19 protein-coding genes are annotated in these 26182 nt (G+C 36.0%); 11 read left to right on the top strand and 8 right to left on the bottom strand.

Annotated elements, in window-relative coordinates; all coding sequences use genetic code 11:
• Nucleotides 1–16 precede the first annotated feature (16 nt).
• The 8 genes from chrA to FDM27_RS09595 all read right to left on the bottom strand — a co-directional run bounded on the left by chrA (nucleotide 17) and on the right by FDM27_RS09595 (nucleotide 14484).
• Nucleotides 17–1147: a chromate efflux transporter gene (chrA, locus tag FDM27_RS09560; protein ID WP_140486082.1), complete on the bottom strand. Its 1131-nt coding sequence runs from the start codon at nucleotides 1145–1147 to the stop codon at nucleotides 17–19.
• A complete protein-coding gene (locus FDM27_RS09565) occupies nucleotides 1137–1568 on the bottom strand; it encodes a DoxX family protein (protein ID WP_140486083.1) in 432 nt (143 codons plus the stop codon). Before FDM27_RS09565 ends, chrA begins: the two co-directional genes overlap by 11 nt.
• Nucleotides 1569–1662: 94 nt before the next feature.
• Nucleotides 1663–4035, bottom strand: coding sequence for a glycoside hydrolase family 127 protein (locus FDM27_RS09570; protein ID WP_140486084.1), 2373 nt, complete (start codon nucleotides 4033–4035; stop codon nucleotides 1663–1665).
• Between the two features lie 56 nt (nucleotides 4036–4091).
• Nucleotides 4092–6707 (bottom strand): alpha-L-arabinofuranosidase C-terminal domain-containing protein, encoded by a 2616-nt coding sequence (locus tag FDM27_RS09575; RefSeq protein ID WP_255510511.1) that lies wholly within the window; start codon nucleotides 6705–6707, stop codon nucleotides 4092–4094.
• 165 nt (nucleotides 6708–6872) lie between these two features.
• Complete coding sequence (locus tag FDM27_RS09580) at nucleotides 6873–8984, bottom strand: RagB/SusD family nutrient uptake outer membrane protein (RefSeq protein ID WP_071186125.1); 2112 nt, start codon at nucleotides 8982–8984, stop codon at nucleotides 6873–6875.
• 52 nt (nucleotides 8985–9036) lie between these two features.
• Nucleotides 9037–12534, bottom strand: coding sequence for a TonB-dependent receptor (locus tag FDM27_RS09585; protein ID WP_255510512.1), 3498 nt, complete (start codon nucleotides 12532–12534; stop codon nucleotides 9037–9039).
• Nucleotides 12535–12686: 152 nt separating this feature from the next.
• Nucleotides 12687–13802, bottom strand: coding sequence for a FecR family protein (locus FDM27_RS09590; RefSeq protein ID WP_140486085.1), 1116 nt, complete (start codon nucleotides 13800–13802; stop codon nucleotides 12687–12689).
• A gap of 73 nt (nucleotides 13803–13875) precedes the next feature.
• A complete protein-coding gene (locus tag FDM27_RS09595; RefSeq protein ID WP_255510513.1) occupies nucleotides 13876–14484 on the bottom strand; it encodes an RNA polymerase sigma factor in 609 nt (202 codons plus the stop codon).
• Nucleotides 14485–14942: 458 nt separating this feature from the next.
• Between FDM27_RS09595 and FDM27_RS09600 the strand changes: the two genes are divergently transcribed.
• The 11 genes from FDM27_RS09600 to FDM27_RS09650 all read left to right on the top strand — a co-directional run bounded on the left by FDM27_RS09600 (nucleotide 14943) and on the right by FDM27_RS09650 (nucleotide 26150).
• Entirely contained in the window at nucleotides 14943–15245 is a 303-nt protein-coding gene (locus FDM27_RS09600; RefSeq protein ID WP_140486086.1) for a helix-turn-helix domain-containing protein, read from the top strand.
• 104 nt (nucleotides 15246–15349) lie between these two features.
• Nucleotides 15350–15910, top strand: coding sequence for an acetate uptake transporter (locus tag FDM27_RS09605; protein WP_071184000.1), 561 nt, complete (start codon nucleotides 15350–15352; stop codon nucleotides 15908–15910).
• Nucleotides 15911–15963: 53 nt separating this feature from the next.
• Nucleotides 15964–16158, top strand: a complete 195-nt coding sequence (locus tag FDM27_RS09610; RefSeq protein WP_071184001.1) for a hypothetical protein — start codon at nucleotides 15964–15966, stop codon at nucleotides 16156–16158.
• Nucleotides 16151–18853, top strand: a complete 2703-nt coding sequence (locus FDM27_RS09615) for an ATP-binding protein (protein ID WP_071184002.1) — start codon at nucleotides 16151–16153, stop codon at nucleotides 18851–18853. Before FDM27_RS09610 ends, FDM27_RS09615 begins: the two co-directional genes overlap by 8 nt.
• Nucleotides 18850–19212 carry a response regulator transcription factor gene (locus FDM27_RS09620; RefSeq protein ID WP_071184003.1) on the top strand — a complete coding sequence of 121 codons (363 nt, stop codon included), beginning with the start codon at nucleotides 18850–18852 and terminating at the stop codon, nucleotides 19210–19212. Before FDM27_RS09615 ends, FDM27_RS09620 begins: the two co-directional genes overlap by 4 nt.
• Nucleotides 19213–19236: 24 nt before the next feature.
• Nucleotides 19237–21144, top strand: a complete 1908-nt coding sequence (gene acs, locus FDM27_RS09625; protein WP_140486087.1) for an acetate--CoA ligase — start codon at nucleotides 19237–19239, stop codon at nucleotides 21142–21144.
• Nucleotides 21145–21327: 183 nt separating this feature from the next.
• Complete coding sequence (locus FDM27_RS09630) at nucleotides 21328–23133, top strand: glycoside hydrolase family 13 protein (RefSeq protein ID WP_140486088.1); 1806 nt, start codon at nucleotides 21328–21330, stop codon at nucleotides 23131–23133.
• 118 nt (nucleotides 23134–23251) lie between these two features.
• A complete protein-coding gene (locus FDM27_RS09635) occupies nucleotides 23252–23941 on the top strand; it encodes a glycerophosphodiester phosphodiesterase (protein WP_140486089.1) in 690 nt (229 codons plus the stop codon).
• A gap of 110 nt (nucleotides 23942–24051) precedes the next feature.
• Nucleotides 24052–25275 carry an NAD(P)/FAD-dependent oxidoreductase gene (locus FDM27_RS09640; protein ID WP_140486090.1) on the top strand — a complete coding sequence of 408 codons (1224 nt, stop codon included), beginning with the start codon at nucleotides 24052–24054 and terminating at the stop codon, nucleotides 25273–25275.
• A 21-nt stretch (nucleotides 25276–25296) separates the two neighbouring features.
• A complete protein-coding gene (locus FDM27_RS09645; RefSeq protein WP_140486091.1) occupies nucleotides 25297–25650 on the top strand; it encodes an iron chaperone in 354 nt (117 codons plus the stop codon).
• A gap of 23 nt (nucleotides 25651–25673) precedes the next feature.
• Nucleotides 25674–26150, top strand: a complete 477-nt coding sequence (locus tag FDM27_RS09650; protein WP_140486092.1) for a YdeI/OmpD-associated family protein — start codon at nucleotides 25674–25676, stop codon at nucleotides 26148–26150.
• The last annotated feature ends 32 nt before the right edge of the window (nucleotides 26151–26182 follow it).

A 26182-nucleotide genomic window follows, 5' to 3' on the forward strand; every position in this document is an offset into this window, starting at 1 on the left:
AACTATCCCCAAAAAATTACAGCAACGCCAACAAATACCCCATTAAAGAACCTCCCAAAACAACAAACGCACTATTTAGTTTTTTGTAACCAAAACTTACTCCAATACTCAAAACCGCAATTAAAATAGTACGCCAGTCTGTGATGGTTTCTTTGGTCATTAGCACACAAACAGCAACAATAATTGCCACCGAAGCCACATTTACGGCATCTAAAAATACAGCAAAGCTATTTGAATTCCGCATTTTCTTAACCAATGGATTCAGTAAGGCAACAAAAACAAAAGACGGCAGAAAAACCCCAATAGTAGCAACAACAGCTCCGGATAGTCCATTAATTTGATAACCAATAAATGTTACCGAAGAAAAAACCGGTCCCGGTGTAAATTGCCCAACAGCGATAGCGTCAATAAGTTGAGCTCTTGACAAAAATCCCGTTGCGACCAGCTCAGTATCTAAAAAAGCAAACAATACATAACCACTTCCATAAAGTATGGCACCTATTTTTAAAAAAATCAAAAATAGATTTGAGTTGGTTACCGAAAGAAAAGCGGTGTTGGTAATCGGCAAAAAAGCTAAAGGAAAAACACTATTGGTATTTCTCAAGGATTTATTTCGAATAGAATCCAAAAACAAAGCAAGAAATCCTGCTCCAAACATCAGGTAAATTTCATTAATACCCAGCAAAGAACAACTTAAAACCAGAAGACCAACGATGAGCAATTCGAATGATTTTAATGATTTTTTTGCCAATGGAAAAATAGCCCCCAGAATCACAGCAATTATTGCAGGTTTTATTCCGTAAACAAAAGGCTGCACCTGAGGAAGCTGCCCGAATTGCTTGTAAAGCCAGGCAAAAATTCCTGTTATAAAAACCGCAGGTAAAATAAAACAAAGTCCCGCAATCAATAAACCTTTCCAACCTGCTTTTTCATGTCCAACATGAATAGCCATTTCGGTGCTATTAGGCCCCGGAATCAAATTGGTCGCACCTATTAAATCTAAAAAATGTTGCTCCGTTAACCACTTTCGCCTTACAACTACTTCTTCCCGCATCATTGCAATATGAGCCGCAGGACCACCAAAACCAATTATACCGAGTTTTAAAAAAAGCTTTGCTAAATCTTTTAATTCTGCTTTATCTACCATTCCTTATTATCATTTTGTCAAATGAGTAACCGCCACTACCTTCAATTAATAAAAAGAAACTCCCTAAAAGCATTGCCCAATCAGTTCTGCTTTCGTGGAGCAATTCCCATAATCCTTCCTCTAAATAAACTTCTGATTTTGTTATTGCCAATGCCACAAGCATAATTACAATCAAAGGAATACTTGCCAACCTTGAAAACAACCCGATTAAGAGCAACAAACCGCAAATAATTTCAAACGCACCAACAAAACTGCCTAAGAATTCAGGCGATGGCAAACCTATTTTTTCAAACCTTCCTGCTCCCCGAAGTGCCGGAAATAAAAACTTTTGAATACCTTCTGATAAAAATACTGCCCCCACAATTAAACGAATGAGTATTCTGGTTTTAGAATTGTTTGTACTGATTATTTTTGCTAACATATTTTCTTGTTAAGATTTTCTGTCTGTTACAATTGTGGCACTAAATTAGAAAACCTTTTGTTTCCAAAAGGTTTTCTAATTATTATTTTTGAGTCTATTTCATCAAGCGTACTTCGTAAATACCTGTAATAGACGAATTCGGTTTGGCTTGAAATTTCACTTCCAGCAACTTTGCATTTGATTTTAAAATTTCGGCCGGAATTTCAATTATTTTATCAATAAACTGATTGCCTTCTTTTCCATCCATCGCAATCGAAGCAACTAAAACGGAGTTCAGATAAACATCAAAATTTCTGTTTTTATCCGAACCAAAATAAGTGATTCTCAACTTACGTGCTTCCGCTTTTGGGTTTTTCAAATCATAACTAAAGAATCCCGTTCCGTTTCTATAATGACGTTCTTTATAAATTCCGGTATCAGTTTTTTCACCTTTAAAATTATGATCATTTTCAGGTTGCTGCTCTCCAGCCGTAACTAAATCTACTGTTAGTGCTTCCAATTTCATTTTCGCATCTTCTCTTTCTTTCATTGCAGCCTGCAATTCAGGTAATTTTTCCTTTGTGGTATAAGGCCAATACAACATGTATCTCGCATCGTGGATTTGGAAAAAAGGCACCAGTTGTAAGTTCTTAAATTGATCCTGATAAATAATATCCGAAGCAGAATACGTAAAGGGTTTGTTTTTTATTTCTTTTAAAGATTGTGCCAAATCATTTGAATTAGAAACCAACATTGGCGCTTCTTCAATTGGATAAATTGGTCCGTTTGCAATATGCCCCATTCGGCTTCCATCGGCTCTTAAGCCTATTAAATCAGTCTCACCTGTAACAGCAGCCAGAACTATTGGTCCATGCACAAATGAAACCCAAGCCGATTTGTCCGGAAGTTGTTCTGCGCTATTGTGCATTGGCAGCACTATTGAAATAACATCTCCTGATTTCCATTTTCGATTAATTGAAACATAAGAATTCGCATCTTTTTCAATCGCTACTTCTTTGCCATTTACCTTAATTTTCATTTCTCCGTTCGTTATCCAGGAAGGATATCTGAACTTAACCGCAAACTTTTGCGCTTTTTTCAAATCCAATGTAAAGACTGATTGCTCTTCGAAAGGGAACTTCGTATTTTGTGTCAGCCTCAATCCTTTTTCTTTCCATTCTAAAGTGGAAGGAATAAAAAGATTCACATACAAATTGGTAGCATCATGAGCGTAAATCATTTCGCCATATTTTCCGTGATTTTCTATACCAGAACCCACACAACACCAAAAAGATTCCTGTGACTCCGAATACACACGGTAATGACGCGGACGAATAGGCGTAAAATAAACAAATCCTCCTTCAGGATGCTGCGATGATAAAATATGATTGTAAGTGGTACGCTCGTAATAATCCATGTATTTAGCCTCAGGATGTGCCAGAAACAAATGCTTACTCAATTTAAGCATGTTGTAACTGTTGCAGGTTTCAGGACCTTCTCTGGATTCAAGCATGGACGAAAAATCATTCGAAGGATTAAAATGTTCTCTCACACTATTTCCTCCTATGGAAATGGTTCTATTTTCGACTACTGTTTTCCAAAAAAAGTTAGCCGCATCAGCCCATTTTGTATCACCACCTACTTCGGCTACACGCATAAAACCGATTACTTTTGGAATTTGTGTATTGGCATGAATACCATTCAGCTTGTCTTCATCTTTTAACAAAGGATTCAAAATGGTCTTGTGCGAAAATTTTTCAGCCAAAACTAAATATTTTTTATCTCCTGTAATTGCGGCAACATCCGCAAAAACTTCGTTCATACCGCCATGCTCGCTTTTTAGCATTAATTGGATTTGCTCATCCGAAAGATTAGCCACTAATTTCAAACACCAATCGGACAATTGAATTAGCATCTTTTTAGCTTTTTCATTCCCCGTTAGTTTGTAAGCATCCACAAGACCCGCGTAAACCTTATGAACATTATACCAAGGCACCCATTTTCCGTTTAACGAAAAACCACCCGCATCAATCTTGCCTTTAGCAATATCAGCCCACAATGCCTTACTTCCAGGAACACCGCCTATATAACCGTCTCCATTTTTTAATTGGCATTTTTCCAGCCAATCCAGCACATAATCTAAACGTTCTTTTATTTGCTGATTTCCAGTTGCGGCATACATCTCCGATAAAGCCGAAAGATAATGTCCACCAATGTGACCATCCAATCCTGTATTTTCCCAATTGCCATAATTATCCTTTAGAGGCGTGATTCCGGCTTCTTTTAAATAAGGTGCCAGCAGCCTATCGGCATCGAGTTCTAAAATATATTTCATATCGGTTTGCTGCGCCTTTTGAAAAGGACTTTCTAACAAACGAACAGAAGTTAACGGAAAAGACTGCAATTGTGCTGACTGACTATAAGCAGTAGCACTCAGCGTAATCAAAACAACCGACCATAGATTGTTTTTTACATTTTTTAATATCATAATTTTGGTTTTAGTTGGATTATAGAAAATAAATTCCTCCTTGATTTATTTCTAAATTATTTTTTGGTTTTTATTCGAATAAGCGAAAATGAATACGCTGGCAGTTCACTTGAAAACTCCTCGTTTACTGCAATAGTATCTGTTTTTGGCAAAGCCGTTTTACTATCTGGTGCTCCAGTTAACAACGTACGACTTGCATTGGAAGCCACTACTCCAAGATTTTTCAAATTCAATTGTGTATTTACCGAAACCGGAAGCATGTTAACCAATTTTACAATTAAATCATTGCTTTTACTATCGCGCACAACCGAAACTCCAATGCGTTTTCGAACTGATTCACTGGTATCAGAAATACTGATATCATTTGAAAAATAAGTATCTCCTGCATTGTTTCCGTACATTTTTTGAACCTGATAACCCACTGTTGGTTTCACTTCCGAATTATTGAAATAAATAATATCCGGATTCCATTGTGTGTGACCTTCTTTGGCTAGCATTGGCGCAATAGAAGCCATACTTACCACATCGCCATTGCGTTCAATTGATGTTAAATATAGGGCTTCCGCCAAAGCAGTTTCGATATTATTGGGACGTCCCGGTAAAAAAGCAGCATATTCCCCAAGATATACTTTTGATTTCGAACGATCATACTTATCATAAAAATCCTGATTATTAATAAACCAACCCACCGATTCGTAATAATGTTCGTCCACCATTGGAATATTCAATTTATCGGCAAGAGCCCAACCTTCGTTATAATCCGTTCCTTCATAAAAAGGTCCAACCGTACCAATAACGGTAATTTCGGGATATTTTGCTTTTACAGCATTAAAAATCATCGTAAAACGCTCTTCAAAAATATCCGTAATCAAATCTTCATTTCCTATTCCAACATATTTAAGATTAAATGGTTTTGGATGTCCTGCTTCGGCTCTTTTCTTTCCCCATTTGGTATTCACATCTCCATTGGCATATTCAATTAAATCCAACACATCCTGAACATATTCATCCATATCACTCATCGGAATGCCGCCTTGTTGTCCTGCTCCGCCTACTCCTGAATTCTGGCAAGGAACTCCCGCCGAAACTACAGGTAAAGGAGCTGCTCCCATATCTTCACAAAACTGAAAATACTCGAAATAACCCAATCCCATCGATTGATGATAGCCCCAAAGATTGCGTTGTGGCTTTCTGGATTCCAGTGGACCAATGGTATTTTTCCAATGGTAAATATTTCCCAATCCATCGCCATGAGCCACGCATCCACCTGGAAAACGCATAAATTTTGGCTGAATATCAGCAATAGTTTGAGCTAAATCGGCACGGAGACCGTTTTTACGTCCTTTGAATGTTTTTTGTGGAAACAGCGAAATCATATCTAAAGCAATACTTCCGATATTTTGAGGAACAATCTCTAATTTTGCATCGGCTACTGTTTTATTGGAGATCAAAACAGTGCTGTATTTTTTCCAATTTACACTATTCGAATTAATCGTAGTTTCGGCATATTTTTCTCCATTTTTACCAACTAAACGAACAAGTAACTTCGTATTAGCTCCAGCCAAATTTCGACTAAACAATGAAAAATCATATTTCTCACCTGCTTTTAAAGCAATGCCATCAAAACCTTCATTACTGAAACCTTTACCAACCTCAACCGTTTTCAAAATAGCATAATGCTTATTGTTTTCGTGAATTGGCGAAAGCGAATCAATAGTAAATGTATTTTGATTTCCTTCAATAGACCAGGATTTAGAACTATTCCATGATTTATCACGACCTTCCTTATCACTCAATGCATATTCAAAATCACGATTCTGAATCAACTCAGCATACAATCCACCGTCGGCAGCATAATTAATATCTTCAAAAAACACCCCTGTAAGCATGTTACTTATTTTTTTACTTTGAGAAGCTTCTACAGTAATGGTCGCATTTAGTGTTTTAAGTGAAGCAAAACGACTAGCATCGGTTTTTGAAGTTTCCCCATTCAATTGATTTTTATAAGCTACTAGTTGTTCAGCCTTAATTAAATCATTCACCACATCCCAGGAAACTTTGTTTACGGTTCCGTTTTGAACAATCCCAGCAATGGCAACAGCTTCCCTTAAATCGACACGCTCTGATTCCTGAATTGTTTTTGTAGCAGCATATTTTACAAAATCCGTTGTAGTTACAGCAAATAATCCATTTGTGGCATTAGCCGAACTCTTCCATGATATCGTAAAAATTCCGTTATTTTGAGAAACTATCGGTTTCAGGCAATTATTATCTTTCATGACCACAGGATACGACTGACGTCCCCAGCTAATCAAATCTTTAGAAGCCGCATGCGCAAAATTTCCATCTTTATCATTCAAACTCCACACACAATGCCACATTCCGTCAACAGCCTTAAAAAGATAAGGCGCTATCATCTTTTTTTGAGAACCCCATCTTCCATAATCGGAATATAAAAAATTATAATTCTGCCCTACCGAATACCAATTTTTTCTGTCGACACTCCAGGCAAACTGTAATCCTGTTCTACCCGATAAATTTTCCGGAGTATAGGCAAATAAATATACTGAACCCGGATGGGCTAACTTTATATTGTTGTTTGCAAAGGCTGGTAAGACCATTACAAAACTCATTATAAATACAACAATACTCAGTTTCATTTTATTTTTCATTGGTTTTATTCTTTATAAAATTAACTTGTCCTGTTTTTTTTAACAAGAAGCCCGAATTAACAAATGTAAAAAAAACATTTATTAATTCAAGCTTAAATAATTATAAAAAAATACCCCCAAAAAGTAAAATACAATTTGAGGGTAATTTGAAGGACAAAAAAAATCTTAGTTTGTTATGTATCCTGGGTTTTGCCAAGCTCTTGCCTGTGCTTCAGTTAAATTAGAACCATCATCATTTCGTAAGCCATCTATAAAAGATTGCGGTATAGGACGTAATTCATGTTTGTTAGCAGTAATATTAGGAGCTGCTTCTGTGTTAAACGCTTTAGCACGGGTGATTAAGGTTCCAGTACGCGATAAAGTTTCCCAACGTTGCCATTCTCCTAATAATTCACGAGTACGCTCGTTTAATATAAAGTGTAAGGCACGCTGGTAATTAGAACTTGCTCCAACCTTAGTCATTACAGCTTCATCTTCAGCAGGTAAATTAGCCGGAAATGAAGTTAATTGTAAATTAGACGCAGCTGTAGTGACAGCAAGAGTAGGATTAGACAAATAATACGTATTCATATTCAAATTAGAATTGATATAATTGGTTGCATTTGTCCCTGTATTTAATCCATTCGTTTCAAACGCTTGTGAACCATCTCTATAATATGATCTATTTTCTCCATTTTTCCATTGGGCTCGGGCACGAATGATATTAATATCTCCCATTGCTTCAGCATATTGTCCTAAACGTGCATAACATTCAGCTCTAACAAGATAAGTCTCTCCCAAACGTGCCATAGTTACATCACGTCGTGAATCTCCTCTTTCTGCCTGGCGAGATCCATCTTCGGTTTTGTTGATACCTGCAAAGAAGTTACTGAAACTAGTACCTGTCCCGAATGTTGGAGCTACATAAGTTCCATTTTTATACAATACTAATGAGTTCGGAGAATAGTGTCCTACTTTGGTAGTTAAAGATCCGGAAGTAGCTGTTTGACGAGAACCAACAGTCCAGGCTGGCAATCTACTATTATCATCTCTCCATGTTGGATTTTGGTTGGTTGACCCAAAAGTATAGCCATTATAAGTAGCATCGTCTTTTGTATTTAAAATCATTACAATAGCAGGATCGCCAAGTTGAACTCCGTTTGGATTTGCTCCTACAATAGTATTGGCACCATAAACGGTTTTAAATGTTTTCCACATACGGGAGTCATTGACGTGATCATAAACGGCATAACTGTACTCAGTAGGACGACAACGTTGAAAATCCATACTTCCAATCCATACCCCACGGCGAACCCAACCTCCTGCAAAATTTGAGAATTGAGGAGCGAAATAATTGTAGGTACGGTTTCCAAAACGTCCTGCTGTAATTGGGTCTGCATTGTGTCCTGCTGCCATAAGAATTTCGTTTTGTTGCTCAGCAGCCGAATCCACTCCAGTCCAGTTTCCGAACAAATCTCTATAGTTGCTCGTTAATGGACCTCGAGCATTAATAGCATAAGTACAAGCATCAATAGCTTCATTCAAATCTGCATCTTTGTAAGCGCTGTTCCAGGCATCATTTCGTTCTGAAGAACGGAATAATAAGGCTTTTGCTAGGAAATGTGCAGCTGTAGCCTTTGTCCATGTAATTCCTTTACCATAAGTAAAAATTTCTCCTTCAAACAAATTGTAAGCATTACGGAAATCAGAAATTACTTGCTCCCAACATTGTTCGTCAGTAGAACGGGTAAAGTTACGTACAATTCCAACTACAGGTTTAGTCTGTAATACTACACCTCCATATTGAGCAGTAAGACGATAATAATTGTATCCGCGAAGGAAATAAGCATGTGCTAAACAACGGTTCCTAACTGTTAGGTCTGAAATTTTATTGGCATTGGCAATGATTCTATTGGCTGACGCAATACCAAAATACATCTGATCCCAAAGTGCTTCCGGTCCTGTTGCGTTATTATTTGCAGCTCCTAAAGCAGGAGTTGCTCTAAAAGGTGCTAAACGGTTATCATAATTATTCCACATTTGATTGGTTAAGTCATTCGCATTGGTAAACTCATCCGTTCCGTAAAGTGTAATTCCATAAGCCCATTCAAACCCAAAATGCCATCTGATGTTACCGTAAAGTGATAGGGTTAAAGCTTCAAGTCCTTCTGCTGTCTCAAAATAATCTGTTGAATAGCGATTTGTTTGCTCTTCATCCAGAAAGTCTTTGGAGCAAGAGCTGAAAGACAGTCCCGTTAATAGCAGCAGACCGATTCCTATATTTTTAAATTTATTCATTTTACTATATTTTAATATTATTACTTTGTTAGATTCGTTATAACGTATTTTACTAAAATCCAACTTCAATTCCCATAACAAAACTACGATTGAAGATAGTTGAATTAGTGTCAAAATCATACCAGTCAACTGATTGATAAATACTACCAGGATTCACTGCCTGAGCATAGATTTTTAAATTAGCTAATCCAATTGCTGAAGTGTATTCTTTAGGGAAATTATACCCTAGAGAAATATTACGGATTTTTACAAAAGAAGCTTTTGTAAACCCAAGAAGTCCTGAATAAGGATCTCTTGATCCGGCAGATGCTTGTCCTAACAATGGTTTTTGGAATTCAGCATTTGGATTATCAGGAGTCCAGTAATCTACTTGGCGTTGGTTGCTTGTTCCTGTCAACGCTTCTCCACCTAAGGAGGCTGTATAACCCATACGTCCGTACAATAGTGCTGATAACTCAAAGCCTTTGTAATTGAAAGTATTACTCCATCCCATAGTCCAATTTGGATCACTATTACCTATGATTGTTCTGTCTTCAATAGTCATGTCGTAGTCCCCGTTTTGATCTTTTGGACGTACATTACCTGGTGTAAAATTATAGCCGTTAGCTTTCCATAATGCCATTTCGGCTTGGTCTTCAGGGGTGTCTTGCCATAAACCTAAGTTGTCAAAACCATATCGAACACTGATTTGTTGGCCGATGAAGCGTGTATCCTGCACCATGTCGTTTTTACCATAAGCCAATCCTTCAATTTTATCTTTTTGCCAGGCTGCATTTAAACTACTTTCCCATGTAAATCCACTTTCTGTTTGTATAGGAGTGAAATTTAAAGTAACTTCAACTCCTTTATTACTGGTTTTTCCTATGTTAGCAATAGTTCTGTCGTAACCTGTCAATGTTGGTAAAGCTGTGTTCAATATTAAATCATTTGTAAAGGATCTATAAAATTCTATACTACCGCTAATTCTATTTTTAAGAAAACCAAAATCAACCCCAAGATTGTATTGCGTCGTCTTTTCCCAACCCAGTGCAGGGTTTGCCATTGGTGTTAAATCGCCTGTGTAATAAGGTTCATTGGTAGTATAACCTACTTGATTACTTATTCCATTGAATGGGAGATTTAAGTTTCTGATATTTCCTTTAGTGTCATAAGGGTCTATAGCAGAGTTCCCAACAGTACCAAATCCCAAACGAAGTTTAAGGTTGTTAATCCAGTCAGTGTTTTTAATAAATTCCTCTTGATCCAAACGCCAGGCTAAGGCTGCTGAAGGGAAGAAATCCCATTTGTATCCCTCAGACAATTGAGATACCGCATCATAACGTCCTGAAACGGTTAATAAATAACGGTCATCAAATCCATAATTAAAACGACCTAAATACGAATAAATTTGACGTTGTATAATACCAGAACTCATGCTTGCACCATTATTAGCATTTGTTAAATCGATATCGCCTAAAGCATTCCATAAGAAAGAAGGTTTAGCAATGTTACTTGCTGCTAAAGAAGAGAATTCTTCATCCCAAGAAGATGCACTTTGTACTATAGTAGCTCCCACCTTGTGTTTACTAAAAGTGCGATCATAGACAATCATGTTATCCAAAGTCCAAGAGAAATCACGTTCGTTTCTCAATCGGGCAAAGTTTCTTCCAGGAGTACCATTTGAATTAATTCTGTGTGAAGAAGTACCGTCAATATAAACCCCTTCTCTCCAATGACGAAAATCGGGGCCAAAATTAAATTTGTAACTCAATCCTTTTAGAGGTTCCCAAATTTTTCCTATTTCAATAGTGGCAGAAATATTACCTAAAGCACGCATAGTTTGTGACAATTGAGTGCTTTTTTTCCATTCGTCCATTATGGTATAGATTCCATTTTCTCCACCTGGATTAATTATTAAGTTGCCATCCGCATCATAAGGAACAGCCATATTAAAAATAGATTTAGCTGCTCCGTAAATTGCATTAGGTACAGATCCACTACGTCCTCCTAAAGTGGACATACCGAAATCTTGTTCGCTCCATGAAATATTCAATGAAGCATTCAATTTAAACCAATCTACAGGTGTAATGTTGGTTGTCAATTTTGTAGTATAACGAGAGTAGTCTTGCCCTCTTTGTGTTCCTTTGTTGCTTAAGTAACCAAAAGAAACGTAACTATTTACTTTTTCAGATCCACCACTACCACTGATTACGTGTTCATTCATGATACCTGTACGGGTTACAAAGTCAGTCCAATTGGTGTTAGTTACCTTTGAGGGATCCCATGTTCCACTTTCCCAACCTTTCAATACATTATCTCGTGTAGCGTTAGCGTCTAAACCACTAGCAAATAGTTGTGTGTCACTTGCTAAAGTAGGAGAATTTGGGTGTGCATATTGGAATGAGTTTGGATCTAGCATACTTGAGTTATATGCCGCCCAACGTTTGAATTGAATAAAATCAGCTGCACTCATTGATGGGGAACGATCTACAATGTTAGTAGTTGTTAATGTAGCTGAGTAATTCAAATTGAATCTTCCGGATTTCCCTTGTTTTGTTGTAACAATTATAACTCCGTTTGCACCACGAGAACCATAAATAGCCGTAGCAGAGGCATCTTTAAGAACATCAATAGATTCAATATCTCTAGGATTCAAAGTTTCAATAGCTGAAGAAGATAACAATGGTACTCCATCAACTACATAAAGAGGATCGCTGGTAGCATCTAATGAACGTCGTCCACGAATACGAACCGTTCCAAGTGTCCCTGGGCGTTCACTGGTAGTAATATCCACACCGGCTGCCTTCCCTTGTAAAGCCTCCATAGCATTGCTTACTGGTCGATCATTTAATTCTTCTGCACTAACTCTAGTAACAGCTCCCGTTAAATCTGATTTTTTAACGGTACCATACCCAATAACAACAACTTCTTCTAAACTCTGTGATGATTCTTTCAAAGTAATTTTAAAATCGGTTTTATTTACTACCGGAATTTCAACGGTATCAAAACCAATAAAAGAAATCACTAATATTTTAGCTGCATCATCCACACGAATAGAAAACTTTCCATCCATATCAGTTGAAGTACTGTTAGTGGTTCCTTTTACAAGAACACTTGCACCCGGCAACGAAAGTCCATTGGCATCTACAACTACCCCTGTAAGTACTTTTTGTTGTTGCTCAACTGCAGAAACACCAGGTGCTTCGTTTGATTTTGCTTTTTGCAAAACAATTTGATTACTAACAAGAGTGTAAGTAATGTTAAGCGGCTTTAGCACTCTTGAAAGCACTGTTGATAAGACTTCATTAGTCGCTTCAACACTCACTTTTTGATCAAAAGCAACCATTCTGGAATTATAAGAAAACTTAACATCGGCTGATTTTCCTAATTCAGATAATGCTTTATTTAAGTTCATATCAGATATAGAAATAGTTACTTTGGTATCTAATTTTCCTTGTCCCAGGCTATTTGCCATAGTCACAGTTGAGAAAACCAGCGCTAATACAAATTGGTATAAAGTCATCTTCATGAGTCGGATTAGTAATCGTTGTTTTACTACGGTTTTTTTCATAATTTTGGTTTGTTTATTAATTAATACTATTTGTGGGTATTCTAAGAAACATTTCAACCCCACTTTGCAGAGTGAGGGTGAAGCTTTAGGCGTCGATTATGTTGCAGCATATCGACGCTGTTTTTTATATTTTATTTCGCTGTTTTTTTCATCTAATTACATCCTTTAGAAACAATAGTTATTTGATTTCCGTTCATGGTATAACTGGAATTCTCACCAATACTCTTGCATATAATCTTTAGTTTTTCAGGCAATGGCTGATCACTCAAAGAAGTCGTTAAATGGCATTTTTCTAATTGCTGTTTTGGGTAATCAATCTCCACAGAATAAGCCTGCTCTATCGTTTTAAAAATTTGAGCTACAGGAATATCACTAAACTCGAAACTCAATTGTTCTATACTTTTTACCGAACTACTGATGGATTTATCCAAAGTGATATCAGTAATTTTATCAAAAGTTTTGTTTTTTCTCTCAAATCGTAATGCCTCATTAGGCAACAGCACAATTTCTTCCTGAGATGAATTTCGAATTAATTTCTCAGCATTTACTTTTACCTTTCCTGTTCGTACTACAACCTCCACATCCGATTGGTCAGCATAAGCTTTGATTCTAAAACTGGTTCCTACAACTTTGGTAACAATCTCATTGGCATGAACAAAAAATGGTTTTTTGGGATTTTTGCTAATTTCAAAAAAAGCTTCTCCTGATAAATATACATTTCGCTCATTGCCTTCAAATAGCTTTGGATAACTTAACTTACTCTTTGGTTGCAACAATACTGAACTCCCGTCAGACAAGGTCAAAATTTGAGGTTTATTTGAATTATTAATTTGCTCAATCAAGCCGTCTTCATCCAGATTACTTACTATTTGTTCGTAATTAGCAGCATATCTTTCAGTACTGAAATAATTATCATAAGCATAAAACGACAGCAAACCAACTACCAGAATGGCAGCAATTTTTCTAAACCATGAAGTATTCCACAACTGGATTAGCTTGAGTTCCATTTTACTTTCCTGTTCTGCTTTTTCAATTTTCATCCAGGTATTTTGCAAAGCAGCATCTAGCTGTTCCTGCGACACATTATCCTCCGGAACTTCCATAGCTAACAACCACAAACGGGCTTCTTCTACCAGTTTTGCCCGCTTAGGATTTTCCAAAGTCCATTCTTCCCAACCGTTCGAATCTTCTTTTGACCGCATCCACAATCGGAATGACTCATCTGCCAAAAAATCTTCTATTTCACTATATTGATTACGATTCTTCATTTAAAAAACTATATTATTCTGTCTTAATAAGGACAGCATCCAACTTTCATACTCACTAACTTCTAACTTTAATTTATATCCAATTAGCCCAAAAAACTAATATCAAAATTAAATTCCCCTTCCACTCCTTACGAATATTTACCAAGGCACGATGCAGTAAATTATTAGCCGACTGGTAATTAACATTCAAAATCCCGGCAACTTCTTCCACATTCAAACCATGATGATACCTTAAATACAAGGCCTCTTTTTGTCTGGCCGGTAAAACATTTAATAACTTATTCAAATACGCCACTTTCCCGGCAGTCAATTCATCCGAAATCAACTGATGCTCTACCGAAAAATCCAGTAAAAAAGCAACTGCATCCACCGATGTTGTTTTGCTGAAAATTTTATCACGCTGCTGTAAACGCACAATACGTTTACGAACACTCGACAGCAAGTAGGCTTTTACCACTACTGTATCACTCAAACTATTTCTATATACCCAGATATCAGTAAAAACATCCTGAACACAATCCTGAATTTTTTCAGAAAAGGACGAGAATGAATTCCCGTACTGAATCAAATAACTATAGTACCTCTTAAAAAGTGTCGAAAAAGCTTTCTCATCCCCGGCTTTCATCTCCAACCATAGTTCGTTATCATCAAGAACTGTGTTATGTAAAATTTGCTTTTTCAAATTCAAAAGTTTATTACTTAAATTACTATTTTGTTATTCCTGAAAACTTATTTATTATCTTAAAAAGAGTTACCAATAAAACAGCAACTCTTTTTACCAACTATATGACTAACCAAAATCACATTCAAAAAAGTTCTTTCCTATATAAAGGACATCTTTTTTATTATATACTCATTAAATTATAACTTTTTTTTAATTTCACACAAAAAAAACCTAAAACCCTTATTCCCAATCACAGTAAGACGCTCATTTTTTTGCAAAATTCATTAGTATAAAATAACAAATAACGTTTTATTGAAACATATTTGCTAATTTAGTATATTTATGCAAATTTTATATACATGGAAGATATCAGTTGCCCAAAATGCCAGGAAAATAAAATAGTAAAAAGTGGTGTTATTAACCAAAAGCAAAGGTATTTATGCAAAAAATGCAACTATTTTTTCACTGTGAGCAAATTGGGAAAAAAAATAGACGATTACTATGTTACCAAAGCCTTACAACTTTATCTCGAAGGATTGAGTTACAGAGAAATCGAACGCATTATTGGCGTTTCGCATGTAAGCATAAGCAATTGGATAAAATCTTTCAATATAAAAAAACCGGTAAACACTAACTACCATCCCACATACAAAATACTAAACCACTTAGAACTAGTAGAATATATAAAAAACAAAGAAACCATCTCAGGTGCAGGAATGATTATCACCGAACTGGGTGATAAATTCATGCTTATCAAATGGGAACGATTTAAAAAATAACTATACTCTTTACAATTATATATATATTATTTTTTTATACAAACAAAAAAACTGAATTTGCTATCCTATTTAACCCAAAACAACCTTAAAATTTTAAACCAATTATGGAACAAGTACTAAAAGACACTACTGCCAATCCAGCTCCACTGGGACTCTTCGGCTTCGGAATGACAACTATTTTATTAAACATCCACAATGCAGGATTCTTTGATCTCAATGCGATGATTATGGGAATGGGAATATTTTTTGGCGGAACACAACAGGTTATTGCCGGAATTATGGAATGGAAAAAAGGAAACGGTTTTGCCATGGCAGCCTTTACTTCTTATGGTTTCTTTTGGTTATCATTGGTTGCTTTATGGCTGCTGCCTTTAATAGGTGTCAACAAACCTGATGGCGCTTCAATGGGATGCTACTTAGGGATGTGGGGATTATTTACATTCGCTTTTTTTATAGGAACTCTAAATGGTAATACCGTTGGAAAATTGATTTTTGGCTCACTGGTAATTTTATTTGCGCTATTAGCAGCAGCTAGTTTTACAGGAAGTGAACAAATTCATACCATTGCAGGTTACGAAGGAATTTTATGCGGATTTTTTGCTTTTTACGAAGCAGCCGCAATTGTAATTAATGAAAAATTAGGTAAACAGCTTTTACCTTTATAAAAAATAACATGCAATAGCCTTATTCATTTAAGGCTATTGTATTTTTTAGTTCAATGAAAAAAAGACATGAACAAAAATTAATTATCCTTTCAATGCTGATGATTTTAGCATTGAACATTCCGCTTATTCTATTATTTGATAGTTCGAAACCCTTATTTGGTTTCCCTATTACTTATATCTACATCTTTTCGGCCTGCTTATTTTCAATTGGCACCACCTACCTAATTGTAAAAAAATATTATGAGTAGTCTGGGGCTGTTGTTAATCTTAGCCATCTATGTAGTAATGCTTTTTTACATTGCACATTGGTCTGAAAAAAGAAGCCATTCTAAATGGACTAACAACCCTTATGTTTATTCATTTTCACTGGCGGTTTATTGTACTGCCTGGACCTATTACGGTAGTATTGGTTTAGCAGCACAAACCGGTTTGGATTATTTACCCATTTATTTAGGCCCAATAATCATTATTCCCACCTGGATTATCATCCTTAAAAGAATTATCCGAATTTCGAGAGTCAACAAAATAACCAGTATTGCCGATTTTATTTCGTTGCGTTACGGCAACAGTCGATCACTGGGAGCCTTAGTTACTTTAATTTCTATTTTCGGAATTGTACCCTACATTGCCTTACAGCTAAAAGCCATATCCGATACTTTTCACGTTGTTACCAAGACACAGGCGAGTTCCAATATTTTTACAGACAACACTACTTATATTTGCATTGCCTTAGCACTATTTGCTTCTTATTACGGTAACAAATACGTTGATGCTTCCGAAAAAAGACGCGGAATTGTAACCGCCATAGCCATTGAATCGATTTTAAAATTAGTCTTCTTTTTGATTATCGGCATCTATGTAACTTATTTTGTTTTCGATGGTTTTGACGATATTTATACCAAAGCATCCGTCTTAGAAAACTTTGACAAAAAAAACACCATCGGCAATTTGACTAACGGACTCAACTGGTTTTTCCTGTGTCTGATTTCTATGTTTGCCATTTTTATTTTACCAAGACAATTTCACACCGCAATTGTCGAAAACAACCAGGAAAAACACATTCGAACTGCCATTTGGTTGCTTCCGCTTTACTTATTACTTTTTAATGTTTTTGTATTTCCAATAGCCTGGGGAGGCAACATTCTTTTTGGAACTCAGGGTTTGAATTCCGATACTTATTCATTACTAATTCCGCAATATTTCAATAATAATTTCTTAACCGTTTTAGTATTTCTGGGAGGATTTTCAGCAGCCATTTCGATGATTATTGTTTCTTCGATTACACTTGCTACTATGCTTAGTAACAACCTTTTAATCCCTTATGGTTTTATTGGTTCATTAGAAAATGTTTCTCAAGAAAAAAACACCAAAAGAATCGTTCTTAGTCGAAAAATCGGAATCTTTTCGCTCATCATTCTAGGCTATATTATCTATCGTGTTTTCATTTTAGATTACACTTTAGTTTCCATCGGATTAGTTTCTTTTGTTATCATTGCCCAATTAGCTCCTGCATTTTTCGGAGGTTTATTTTGGAGAAGAGGCTCTAAAAAAGGGGCTATAACCGGCATTATCCTTGGCTTTTTAGTTTGTTTTTACACCTTATTAATTCCATACGCACTTGGAACAACAAACTCAGCGAGCACCTTTGTACAGAAAGGCCCTTGGGGAATCGCATTATTAAAACCTTTTCAGCTTTTTGGTCTGGATTATTTAGAACCCATTCCACAGGCAGTTTTCTGGAGTTTATTAGTCAATTTTCTAAGCTATATGGCGGTTTCGGTAAGTTTTAGCGGTAATTATCGCGAACGCAATTATGCTGAAATGTTTGTTGATATTGACCGATACATCACCAATCACGAGAATGCTTATGTATGGAAAGGAACAGCCAATATTTCGGATGTTCAAAAAATATTAGAGCGTTTTTTAGGTATCGAAAGAACCCAACGCGCCATGACTATTTTTAACCTGAAATACAATATTGACAAAGACAATAAGATTGCCGATGCACGTTTTATCAAATTTGCCGAAAATTTACTCACAGGTCATATAGGTACGGCTTCCGCCAAAATAGTCATTTCCAGTGTAGCCAAAGAAGACAAAATAAGTCTGCCTGAGGTTTTGCGAATTCTGGAAGAATCCAAAGAAAACATCATCATCAACAAAAAACTAACCGAGAGTTCGAATGAGCTAAAAATATTATCAGAGCAACTTCAAATTGCCAATAAAGAACTCATTAACAAAGACATTCAAAAAGATGAATTTCTGGACACGGTAACCCACGAATTAAGAACGCCCATAACAGCAATACGTGCCGCTACCGAAATCCTGCATGACGACGAAAATATTCCTGCTGAAGTACGCCAAAAATTTCTGCAAAATATCATCTCCGAATCCGACAGACTCAATCGTTTGATTGACAAAATTTTGGATTTAGAAAAATTTGAAACCGGGAAACAAAAAATTTATCTTTCTAAAAACAATATCTGCCAAACCATCAACAACACCCTTGAATCGCTACAACAATTAATAGCCAACAAAAATATATATGTTGACTTTAAAGACCAATCCCGGGAAGTAAAAGCCTTTTATGACGAAGAGCGCATCATTCAGGTATTGCATAATCTATTTTCGAATGCGATTAAATTCTGCGAAAGCATAGCCGGGAAAATCACCATTAAACTAATCGAAAATCCTGATTTTGTATCCGTTAGTATCCACAACAATGGAAAAGAAATAAAACCCGAAGATTTTGAAGCCATTTTTGATAAATTTTATCAATCCAGAAATCAAAACCTAAAAAAACCCATAGGAAGCGGTTTAGGATTAGCTATTTGCAAAAAAATTATTGAACATCATAAAGGAAAAATATGGGTGGAGAGCTCAACCGGAAAAGGAACAAGCATTATTTTTACATTACCCAATTACAATACTACTGAAAAATGAAGAAAATATTAATTGTAGATGACGAACCTAATATTGTAATGTCACTGGAATACACTTTTAAAAAAAATAATTTTGAGGTATTCATAGCCCGCGACGGACAAGAGGCATTGGATATTTTAAAGAACCAATTGCCGGACATCATTATTCTCGACGTGATGATGCCTATGGTTGACGGTTACAGTACATTGGAACAAATCAAACAAGATGCCCGATTGGATCATTGCAAAGTGATTTTTATTTCGGCAAAAAACAAAGAAAAAGACATTGAAAAAGGACTCGCATTAGGAGCTAATTTATACGTAACCAAACCTTTTTCTCTGAAAAAACTCGTTGAACAAGCCCAGGAATTAATAAACTAACAAAACTAAATACAAACAAAAATCATGAGTCGTTACAAGATTAGTAATTTCGAAGAATACTTTAAAGAGTACAAAAAATCAATCAAAGACCCGAAGAAATTTTGGGACAAAATTGCCTCTGAAAACTTTACCTGGTACCAGGAATGGGACAAAGTAGTTGATTTCAACATGGCAGAAGCCGAAATAAAATGGTTTGTAGATGCTAAGGTAAATATCACCAAAAACTGTATCGATCGCCATTTAGCTAAAAAAGGAGACAAAACAGCTATCATTTTTGAACCTAATAATCCTGACGAAGCGACACAATCATTTACTTATAATGAATTGCACCAACGTGTAAGCAAAATGGCGAATGTTTTATTGAGTCAGGGAATTCAAAAAGGAGATCGTGTTTGCATTTATTTACCAATGATTCCTGAGTTAGCCATTACTACATTAGCTTGCGCCCGTATTGGAGCCATTCACTCAGTAGTTTTTGCCGGATTTTCAGCATCGGCTGTTGCTGCCCGAATTAACGATAGCGAATGTAAAATGGTGATTACTTCTGACGGTGGTTATCGTGGAAATAAAACCATTGACCTAAAAGGAATTGTTGACGAAGCATTAGTGAACTGTCCATCGGTAGAAACGGTTTTAGTTGCTCAAAGAACCAATACGGATATCCAAATGAAAGAAGGACGTGACTTATGGTTAGCTCCTCTTGTAGAAAAAGCATCAGACAATAATGCTGCCGAAATCATGGATGCCGAAGATCCGTTGTTTATCCTTTATACTTCGGGTTCTACCGGAAAACCAAAAGGAATGGTACATACAACAGCAGGTTATATGGTCTATACTGCTTATACTTTCCAAAATGTTTTTAACTACGAAGAGAATGATGTTTTCTGGTGTACTGCCGACATTGGCTGGATTACCGGACATTCTTATATTTTATACGGTCCGCTATTAAACGGAGCTACCACTGTTATTTTTGAAGGCGTTCCTTCTTACCCTGATTTCAGTCGTTTTTGGGAAGTAATCGAAAAACATAAAGTAAACCAATTCTATACGGCACCAACAGCCATCAGAGCTTTGGCCAAAGAAAGTTTAGATTATGTACAAAAATATCCTTTGAGTTCGTTAAAAGTAATTGGTTCAGTTGGAGAACCTATCAACGAAGAGGCTTGGCACTGGTACAATGACCACGTGGGCGGAAAACGTTGTCCTGTTGTGGATACCTGGTGGCAAACTGAAACCGGAGGAATTTTGATTTCACCAATTCCTTTCATTACACCAACAAAACCAACGTATGCCACTCTCCCTCTTCCGGGAATCCAGGCTGTTTTGATGGACGAAAAACGCAACGAGATTGAAGACAATCAGGTAGTAGGAAGTTTGTGTATTAAGTACCCTTGGCCTGGAATTGCAAGAACCATTTGGGGTGATCACAAACGTTATAAAGAAACGTATTTCTCTACTTTCCCGGGAAAATATTTCAGTGGTGACGGTGCTTTACGTGATGAAGTGGGCTATTACAGAATCACAGGTCGTGTGGATGATGTAATTATTGTTTCAGGACACAATTTAGGAACTGCTCCTATTGAAGATGCCATCAACGAACATCCGGCAGTTGCCGAAAGTGCTATTGTAGGTTTCCCTCATGACATCAAAGGAAATGCTTTGTACGGTTTTGTAATTCTAAAAGAAACAGGAGAAAAACGCGACAAAGCTAATTTGGCTAAAGAAATCAACCAACATATCGCAGATCATATTGGTCCTATAGCGAAATTAGACAAAATTCAATTTGTTTCCGGATTGCCAAAAACCCGATCCGGGAAAATCATGCGACGCATTCTTCGTAAGATTGCCGAAGGGGATTTTTCAAACTTTGGAGACACCACAACTTTATTAAATCCGGAAATTGTGGAAGAAATCAAAAATGGAAAACTATAAGTTTCAACCTTATTTTTATATAAAACCAAAAGCTACTCAATAAACCGGGTAGCTTTTGGTTTTTCTAAAAGTAATTATTCAATTTAAATTCATATCAAAACGCTATATTTTTACTACATTCGTTAACTAAGAGTAAGCATAACGTTTTTGTTTTTTACCGCTATGCTTTAATTTCTCTATTTTATGAGTACTGCGTTAAACAAACAAATACAAAGAATCGAACCACCATTTTGGTTTTCCGGAATGCACAATCCTGAACTTCAAATTCTTTTTTACGGAACCAATATCAGTCAATGCCAAATTACAATTGAAAACAGCAATGCTATTACCAATGTAAAACGCACTGAAAATCCCAATTTTATTTTTGTAACCATCAACACGCAAAAGATAAACACTACCGAAATTGATTTTGTCTTCAAACGTAAAGACAAATCGGGTTTTATTCAAAAATATGAATTAAGAAAACGAACGAAAAACTCCGCTACTCGTAAAAGTTTTGATTCCTCAGACAGTATTTATCTTTTAATGCCCGATCGTTTTGCTAACGGAAACAAGAACAATCAAAACGACACTAAGACTACCGAAAAATACAATAGGGAATTGCCGGGAGGACGACATGGCGGCGATATCGAAGGGATAATTCAAAATCTGGATTACATACAATCACTGGGAATTACCACTATTTGGTGTACGCCACTTTGTGAAGACAATGAAGCTGAATACTCTTATCATGGCTATGCCCAATCAGATGTTTACAAAATTGATCCTCGTTTTGGTACTAACGAAGACTATGTGCGTTTAGCCAAAGAAATCCATAACAGAAACATGAAACTAGTTATGGATTATGTAACAAATCATTGGGGATTAGCCCACTGGATGCTCAAAGATTCGCCTGCAAAAAACTGGATTCATCAATTTGAAAATTATACCGAAACCAATCACAAAAGAAGTACGATAAGCGACATTAATGCGTCAAAAATTGACCGTAATATTTGTTTGAGCGGCTGGTTTGTTCCCTCAATGCCCGACTTGAATATCACCAATCCCCTAGTTTTCAATTATCTTTGTCAAAATGCCATTTGGTGGATTGAATACGCTAATTTGGACGGTTTTAGAGTCGATACTTACAATTATTCAGAACCCGAATACATCTCAAAATGGACTAAAGCCATTTCCGATGAATACCCCAATTTTAATTTGGTAGGCGAAATCACCATGCGCAATCAGGGTTTACTTTCTTATTGGCAAAAAGACAGTCCCATTGCTAAAATCCAAAACTTTAATTCACATTTACCCAGCGTAATGGATTTTGCCTTATCCGATGCTTTACAAAGTGTTTTCAACGAAGATGATGACAGCTGGGATCAGGGAATCACCAGAATTTATGACATCCTTTCGAAAGATTTTTTGTTCCCAAATGTGAATAATTTATTGATTTTTGGTGAAAATCACGATACCAGACGACTGAATCACATTTATAATAACGACATTCGAAAATACAAAATGGCAATGTGTATGCTCGCTACTTTGCGCGGAATTCCTCAGTTGTATTATGGTTCCGAAATTGGGATGGCCGGTGATCAAAACCTAGGCGATGCCGATATTCGAAAAGATTTTCCCGGCGGTTGGGAAAATGATGAAAACAATGCTTTCCTTCCCGAAACTCGTTCCGAATGTCAAAAAGCCTATTTTGATTTCACTTCCAAATTATTCCATTGGCGAAAAACGAATGCTGCCGTACATTTTGGAAAAACAACACATTATATACCAGAAAATAATGTGTACGTTTATTTTAGATACAATACTAATCAAACGGTAATGGTATTGATTAACAACAATCCCGAAAATCAGGAAATCATGACCAAACGATTCGAGGAAAACATTAAAAATCATATCACTGGAAAAGAAATCTTAACTGATTTATTTTTTGACTTATCTCAAGCAATTCCTATCGAAGGCAAATCGGCTTTGATTTTGGAATTAGAATAAATTCATTACCGCAAAGCTCGCTATACTTTTTTAAAACTTAGTGTTTCTCCGAGTTACTTTGCGAATATTTGTGATAAAACTGAAAAAACTTTGCGAACTTTGTAATTAAAAAAATACTATGCTTAAAATAGGTCATCGCGGTGCCAAAGCTTACGAAGCCGAAAACACCTTAGCCAGTTTTCAAAAAGCAATTGACTTACAAGTTGATGCTATTGAACTCGATGTGCATTTAAGCGTCGATAACGAACTCATGGTTATTCACGATGAAACCATTGACAGAACAACCAATGGAAAAGGCAAAGTCAATCAATTTACCAAAGCCGAATTGCAAGATTTTTGTATTGAAAACCAACATAAAATTCCAACTCTCCAAGAAGTTTTTGACTTAGTACGCCGTCGTTGTTTTATCAATGTCGAATTGAAAACTTTTGAAACCGCTGCCAAAGTAGTCGATTTAATCGAAAAAAACATTCGGGAGAAAAACTGGGAATACAGTGATTTTTTAGTTTCCAGCTTCGATTGGGATGCCTTAGAAGAGGTTAATTTTGTCAATTCCAAAATCCCAATTGCGGTACTTACCGAAACGGATTTAGATAAAGCTCTGGCTTTCGCCAAAATAATTCAGGCAAAAGCTATCAACCCTGATTTTCAATTATTAAACATTGAAAACACAAGAAAACTACAGGAAAACGGCTTTGAAGTATATCCCTGGACAGTCAACGAAACAGCCGACATCAAAAAAATGCAATCCTTTAGCGTAAACGGAATCATCTCCGATTTTCCAGACAGGATTTATTTTAAACCATAAGAGCATTATAGTATTTTAAAAGAAAAAATCACTCAATATTTCTTAATTCTCTTAATGGTTTAAAAACACAAAACAACTTAATATTTCTTAACTCCCTTAATGGTTTAAAAATGAATTCAAATTTTGACATCATAATTGTTGGCGGTGGCGCAGCAGGATTTTTCACAGCCATAAATATTGTCGAAAAAAAACCAAAATTAAAAGTAGCTATTCTGGAGCGCGGTAATGAAGTTTTGCAAAAAGTCCGCATTTCTGGCGGTGGTCGTTGCAATGTAACCCATGCCTGTTTTGAACCTAATGAATTAGTAAAATTTTATCCTCGTGGTGAAAAAGAATTACGCGGTCCTTTTCATCAATTTTGTTCTGGTGATACCATAGAATGGTTTGAAAAACATGGAGTAGCGTTAAAAATCGAAGAGGACGGCAGAATGTTTCCTGTTTCTAATTCGTCCCAAACCATTATTGATTGTTTTCTGAAGGCAACCCAAAAACTAGGAATTACAGTCCTGACCGGACAAAGCGTACAATCGATTTTCAGTCCCGAAGTCTCGGGAGAATCGGTCTGGAAAATAGACACTCAAAACCAACAATTTATTTGCGAAAAATTAGTAATGGCAACAGGCAGTAATCCTAAGATTTGGGAAATGCTGCAACAAAAAGGTCATGCCGTTGTGAGTCCTGTACCTTCCCTATTTACTTTTAATATCAAAGATTCCCGAATTAAGGAATTACCCGGTGTTTCGGCACAGGTTTCTGTAAAAGTAAAAGACACTAAACTTAATTCAACCGGTCCTTTGTTAATCACTCATTGGGGTATGAGCGGACCGGCTATATTAAAATTATCGGCTTGGGGTGCACGCATTTTACACGATAAAAATTATCAATTCACGATTTTTGTGAATTGGCTCAACGACATTGAAACCAGCGAAGCTGAAAAAATCCTGAAAGACCTAAAACAGGAACATGCTAAAAAAACGGTTTCAAAAAAATCTCCTTTTGAAATTACTAATCGACTATGGGAAAGCTTAGTTCTTGCTTCCGGTATTTCCACCGAAACCAAGTGGGCCGATTTATCGAAAACTCAATTACAAAATCTGGCCAAACAATTAACCAATGCTACTTTTCAAGTCAATGGAAAAAGTACTTTTAAAGAAGAATTTGTAACTGCAGGTGGAATTGATTTAAAAGAAATCAATTTCAAAACCATGGAAAGCAAATTACATGAAAATCTTTATTTTGCTGGTGAAATCGTTAATATTGATGCTATTACAGGTGGATTTAATTTCCAGAATGCCTGGACCAGTGGGTTTATTTTGGCGAATGGAATTTCTTAAATATAACTAATCCCTTTTAAAATGGAAGAAGTAGAAGAATATATTAACACATTTCCCATTGAAATTCAAAAAATAGCACAAGAAATAAGAAACATTATTAAAAATGAAGCTCCGGATTGTGTTGAAAGTATTTCTTATGGAATGCCGGCTTACAAAACATTCGGAAAGCCATTAGTCTATTTTGCTGCCTACAAAAATCACATTGGTTTATATGCAACTCCTTCAGGACATACACAATTTTCTGAAGCATTATCAAAATACAAGCAAGGCAAAGGTTCTGTTCAATTTCCTCTTGATGCGCCTATCCCTTATGAACTAATCAAACAAATAGTTGCATTTCGTGTAAAAGAAAATATGGAAAAATTCAAGAAATAAAGTCTTATAACCAACATCAAATAATGGAAAAACCTTTAATCAGTAAAGAATCTCTTTTAGAAAAATTCCCGGGAAAAGGAGGTTGGACATACGCAGCAATTCCAGAAATACTACAAGATAAAAAAACTCCTTTTGGTTGGGTAAAAGTTCGTGGAAGTATTGACGATTACGAATTAAAAAATTACAAACTCATGCCCATGGGAAACGGAAAATTATTTCTTCCGCTAAAAGCTGCAATTCGAAAAAAAATAGGAAAACAAGCCGGAGATTATGTAAAAGTGATTTTATACAAAGACGAAAATCCTTTGGAAATTCCAAATGAACTAGAACTCTGCCTCAAAGATGAACCATTGGCTTATGAAACTTTTATCAACTTAAAAGAAGGTGAACAAAAAGCATTTATTGATTGGATTTATTCGGCAAAAAAGGATGAAACTAAAGTAGAACGAATAGCAAATACTATAAACAAAGTGATAAAAGGAGAAAAATTACACCCCTAATACTTTTTAAAAATCAGATTTTAAACCATCAT

The sequence above is a fragment of the Flavobacterium sp. GSA192 genome, from assembly GCF_006386525.1.
In the GTDB taxonomy this organism is placed as follows: Bacteria; Bacteroidota; Bacteroidia; order Flavobacteriales; family Flavobacteriaceae; genus Flavobacterium; species Flavobacterium commune.

Coding starts and splice junctions, on each gene's coding strand:
- FDM27_RS09615 (WP_071184002.1), top strand. CDS start 16,151: ATGAGTAGTCTGGGGCTGTTGTTAATCTTAGCCATCTATGTAGTAATG.
- FDM27_RS09630 (WP_140486088.1), top strand. CDS start 21,328: ATGAGTACTGCGTTAAACAAACAAATACAAAGAATCGAACCACCATTT.
- acs (WP_140486087.1), top strand. CDS start 19,237: ATGAGTCGTTACAAGATTAGTAATTTCGAAGAATACTTTAAAGAGTAC.
- chrA (WP_140486082.1), bottom strand. CDS start 1,147: ATGGTAGATAAAGCAGAATTAAAAGATTTAGCAAAGCTTTTTTTAAAA.
- FDM27_RS09570 (WP_140486084.1), bottom strand. CDS start 4,035: ATGATATTAAAAAATGTAAAAAACAATCTATGGTCGGTTGTTTTGATT.
- FDM27_RS09565 (WP_140486083.1), bottom strand. CDS start 1,568: ATGTTAGCAAAAATAATCAGTACAAACAATTCTAAAACCAGAATACTC.
- FDM27_RS09640 (WP_140486090.1), top strand. CDS start 24,052: ATGAATTCAAATTTTGACATCATAATTGTTGGCGGTGGCGCAGCAGGA.
- FDM27_RS09610 (WP_071184001.1), top strand. CDS start 15,964: ATGAAAAAAAGACATGAACAAAAATTAATTATCCTTTCAATGCTGATG.
- FDM27_RS09580 (WP_071186125.1), bottom strand. CDS start 8,984: ATGAATAAATTTAAAAATATAGGAATCGGTCTGCTGCTATTAACGGGA.
- FDM27_RS09585 (WP_255510512.1), bottom strand. CDS start 12,534: ATGAAAAAAACCGTAGTAAAACAACGATTACTAATCCGACTCATGAAG.
- FDM27_RS09620 (WP_071184003.1), top strand. CDS start 18,850: ATGAAGAAAATATTAATTGTAGATGACGAACCTAATATTGTAATGTCA.
- FDM27_RS09635 (WP_140486089.1), top strand. CDS start 23,252: ATGCTTAAAATAGGTCATCGCGGTGCCAAAGCTTACGAAGCCGAAAAC.
- FDM27_RS09650 (WP_140486092.1), top strand. CDS start 25,674: ATGGAAAAACCTTTAATCAGTAAAGAATCTCTTTTAGAAAAATTCCCG.
- FDM27_RS09605 (WP_071184000.1), top strand. CDS start 15,350: ATGGAACAAGTACTAAAAGACACTACTGCCAATCCAGCTCCACTGGGA.
- FDM27_RS09590 (WP_140486085.1), bottom strand. CDS start 13,802: ATGAAGAATCGTAATCAATATAGTGAAATAGAAGATTTTTTGGCAGAT.
- FDM27_RS09575 (WP_255510511.1), bottom strand. CDS start 6,707: ATGAAAAATAAAATGAAACTGAGTATTGTTGTATTTATAATGAGTTTT.
- FDM27_RS09645 (WP_140486091.1), top strand. CDS start 25,297: ATGGAAGAAGTAGAAGAATATATTAACACATTTCCCATTGAAATTCAA.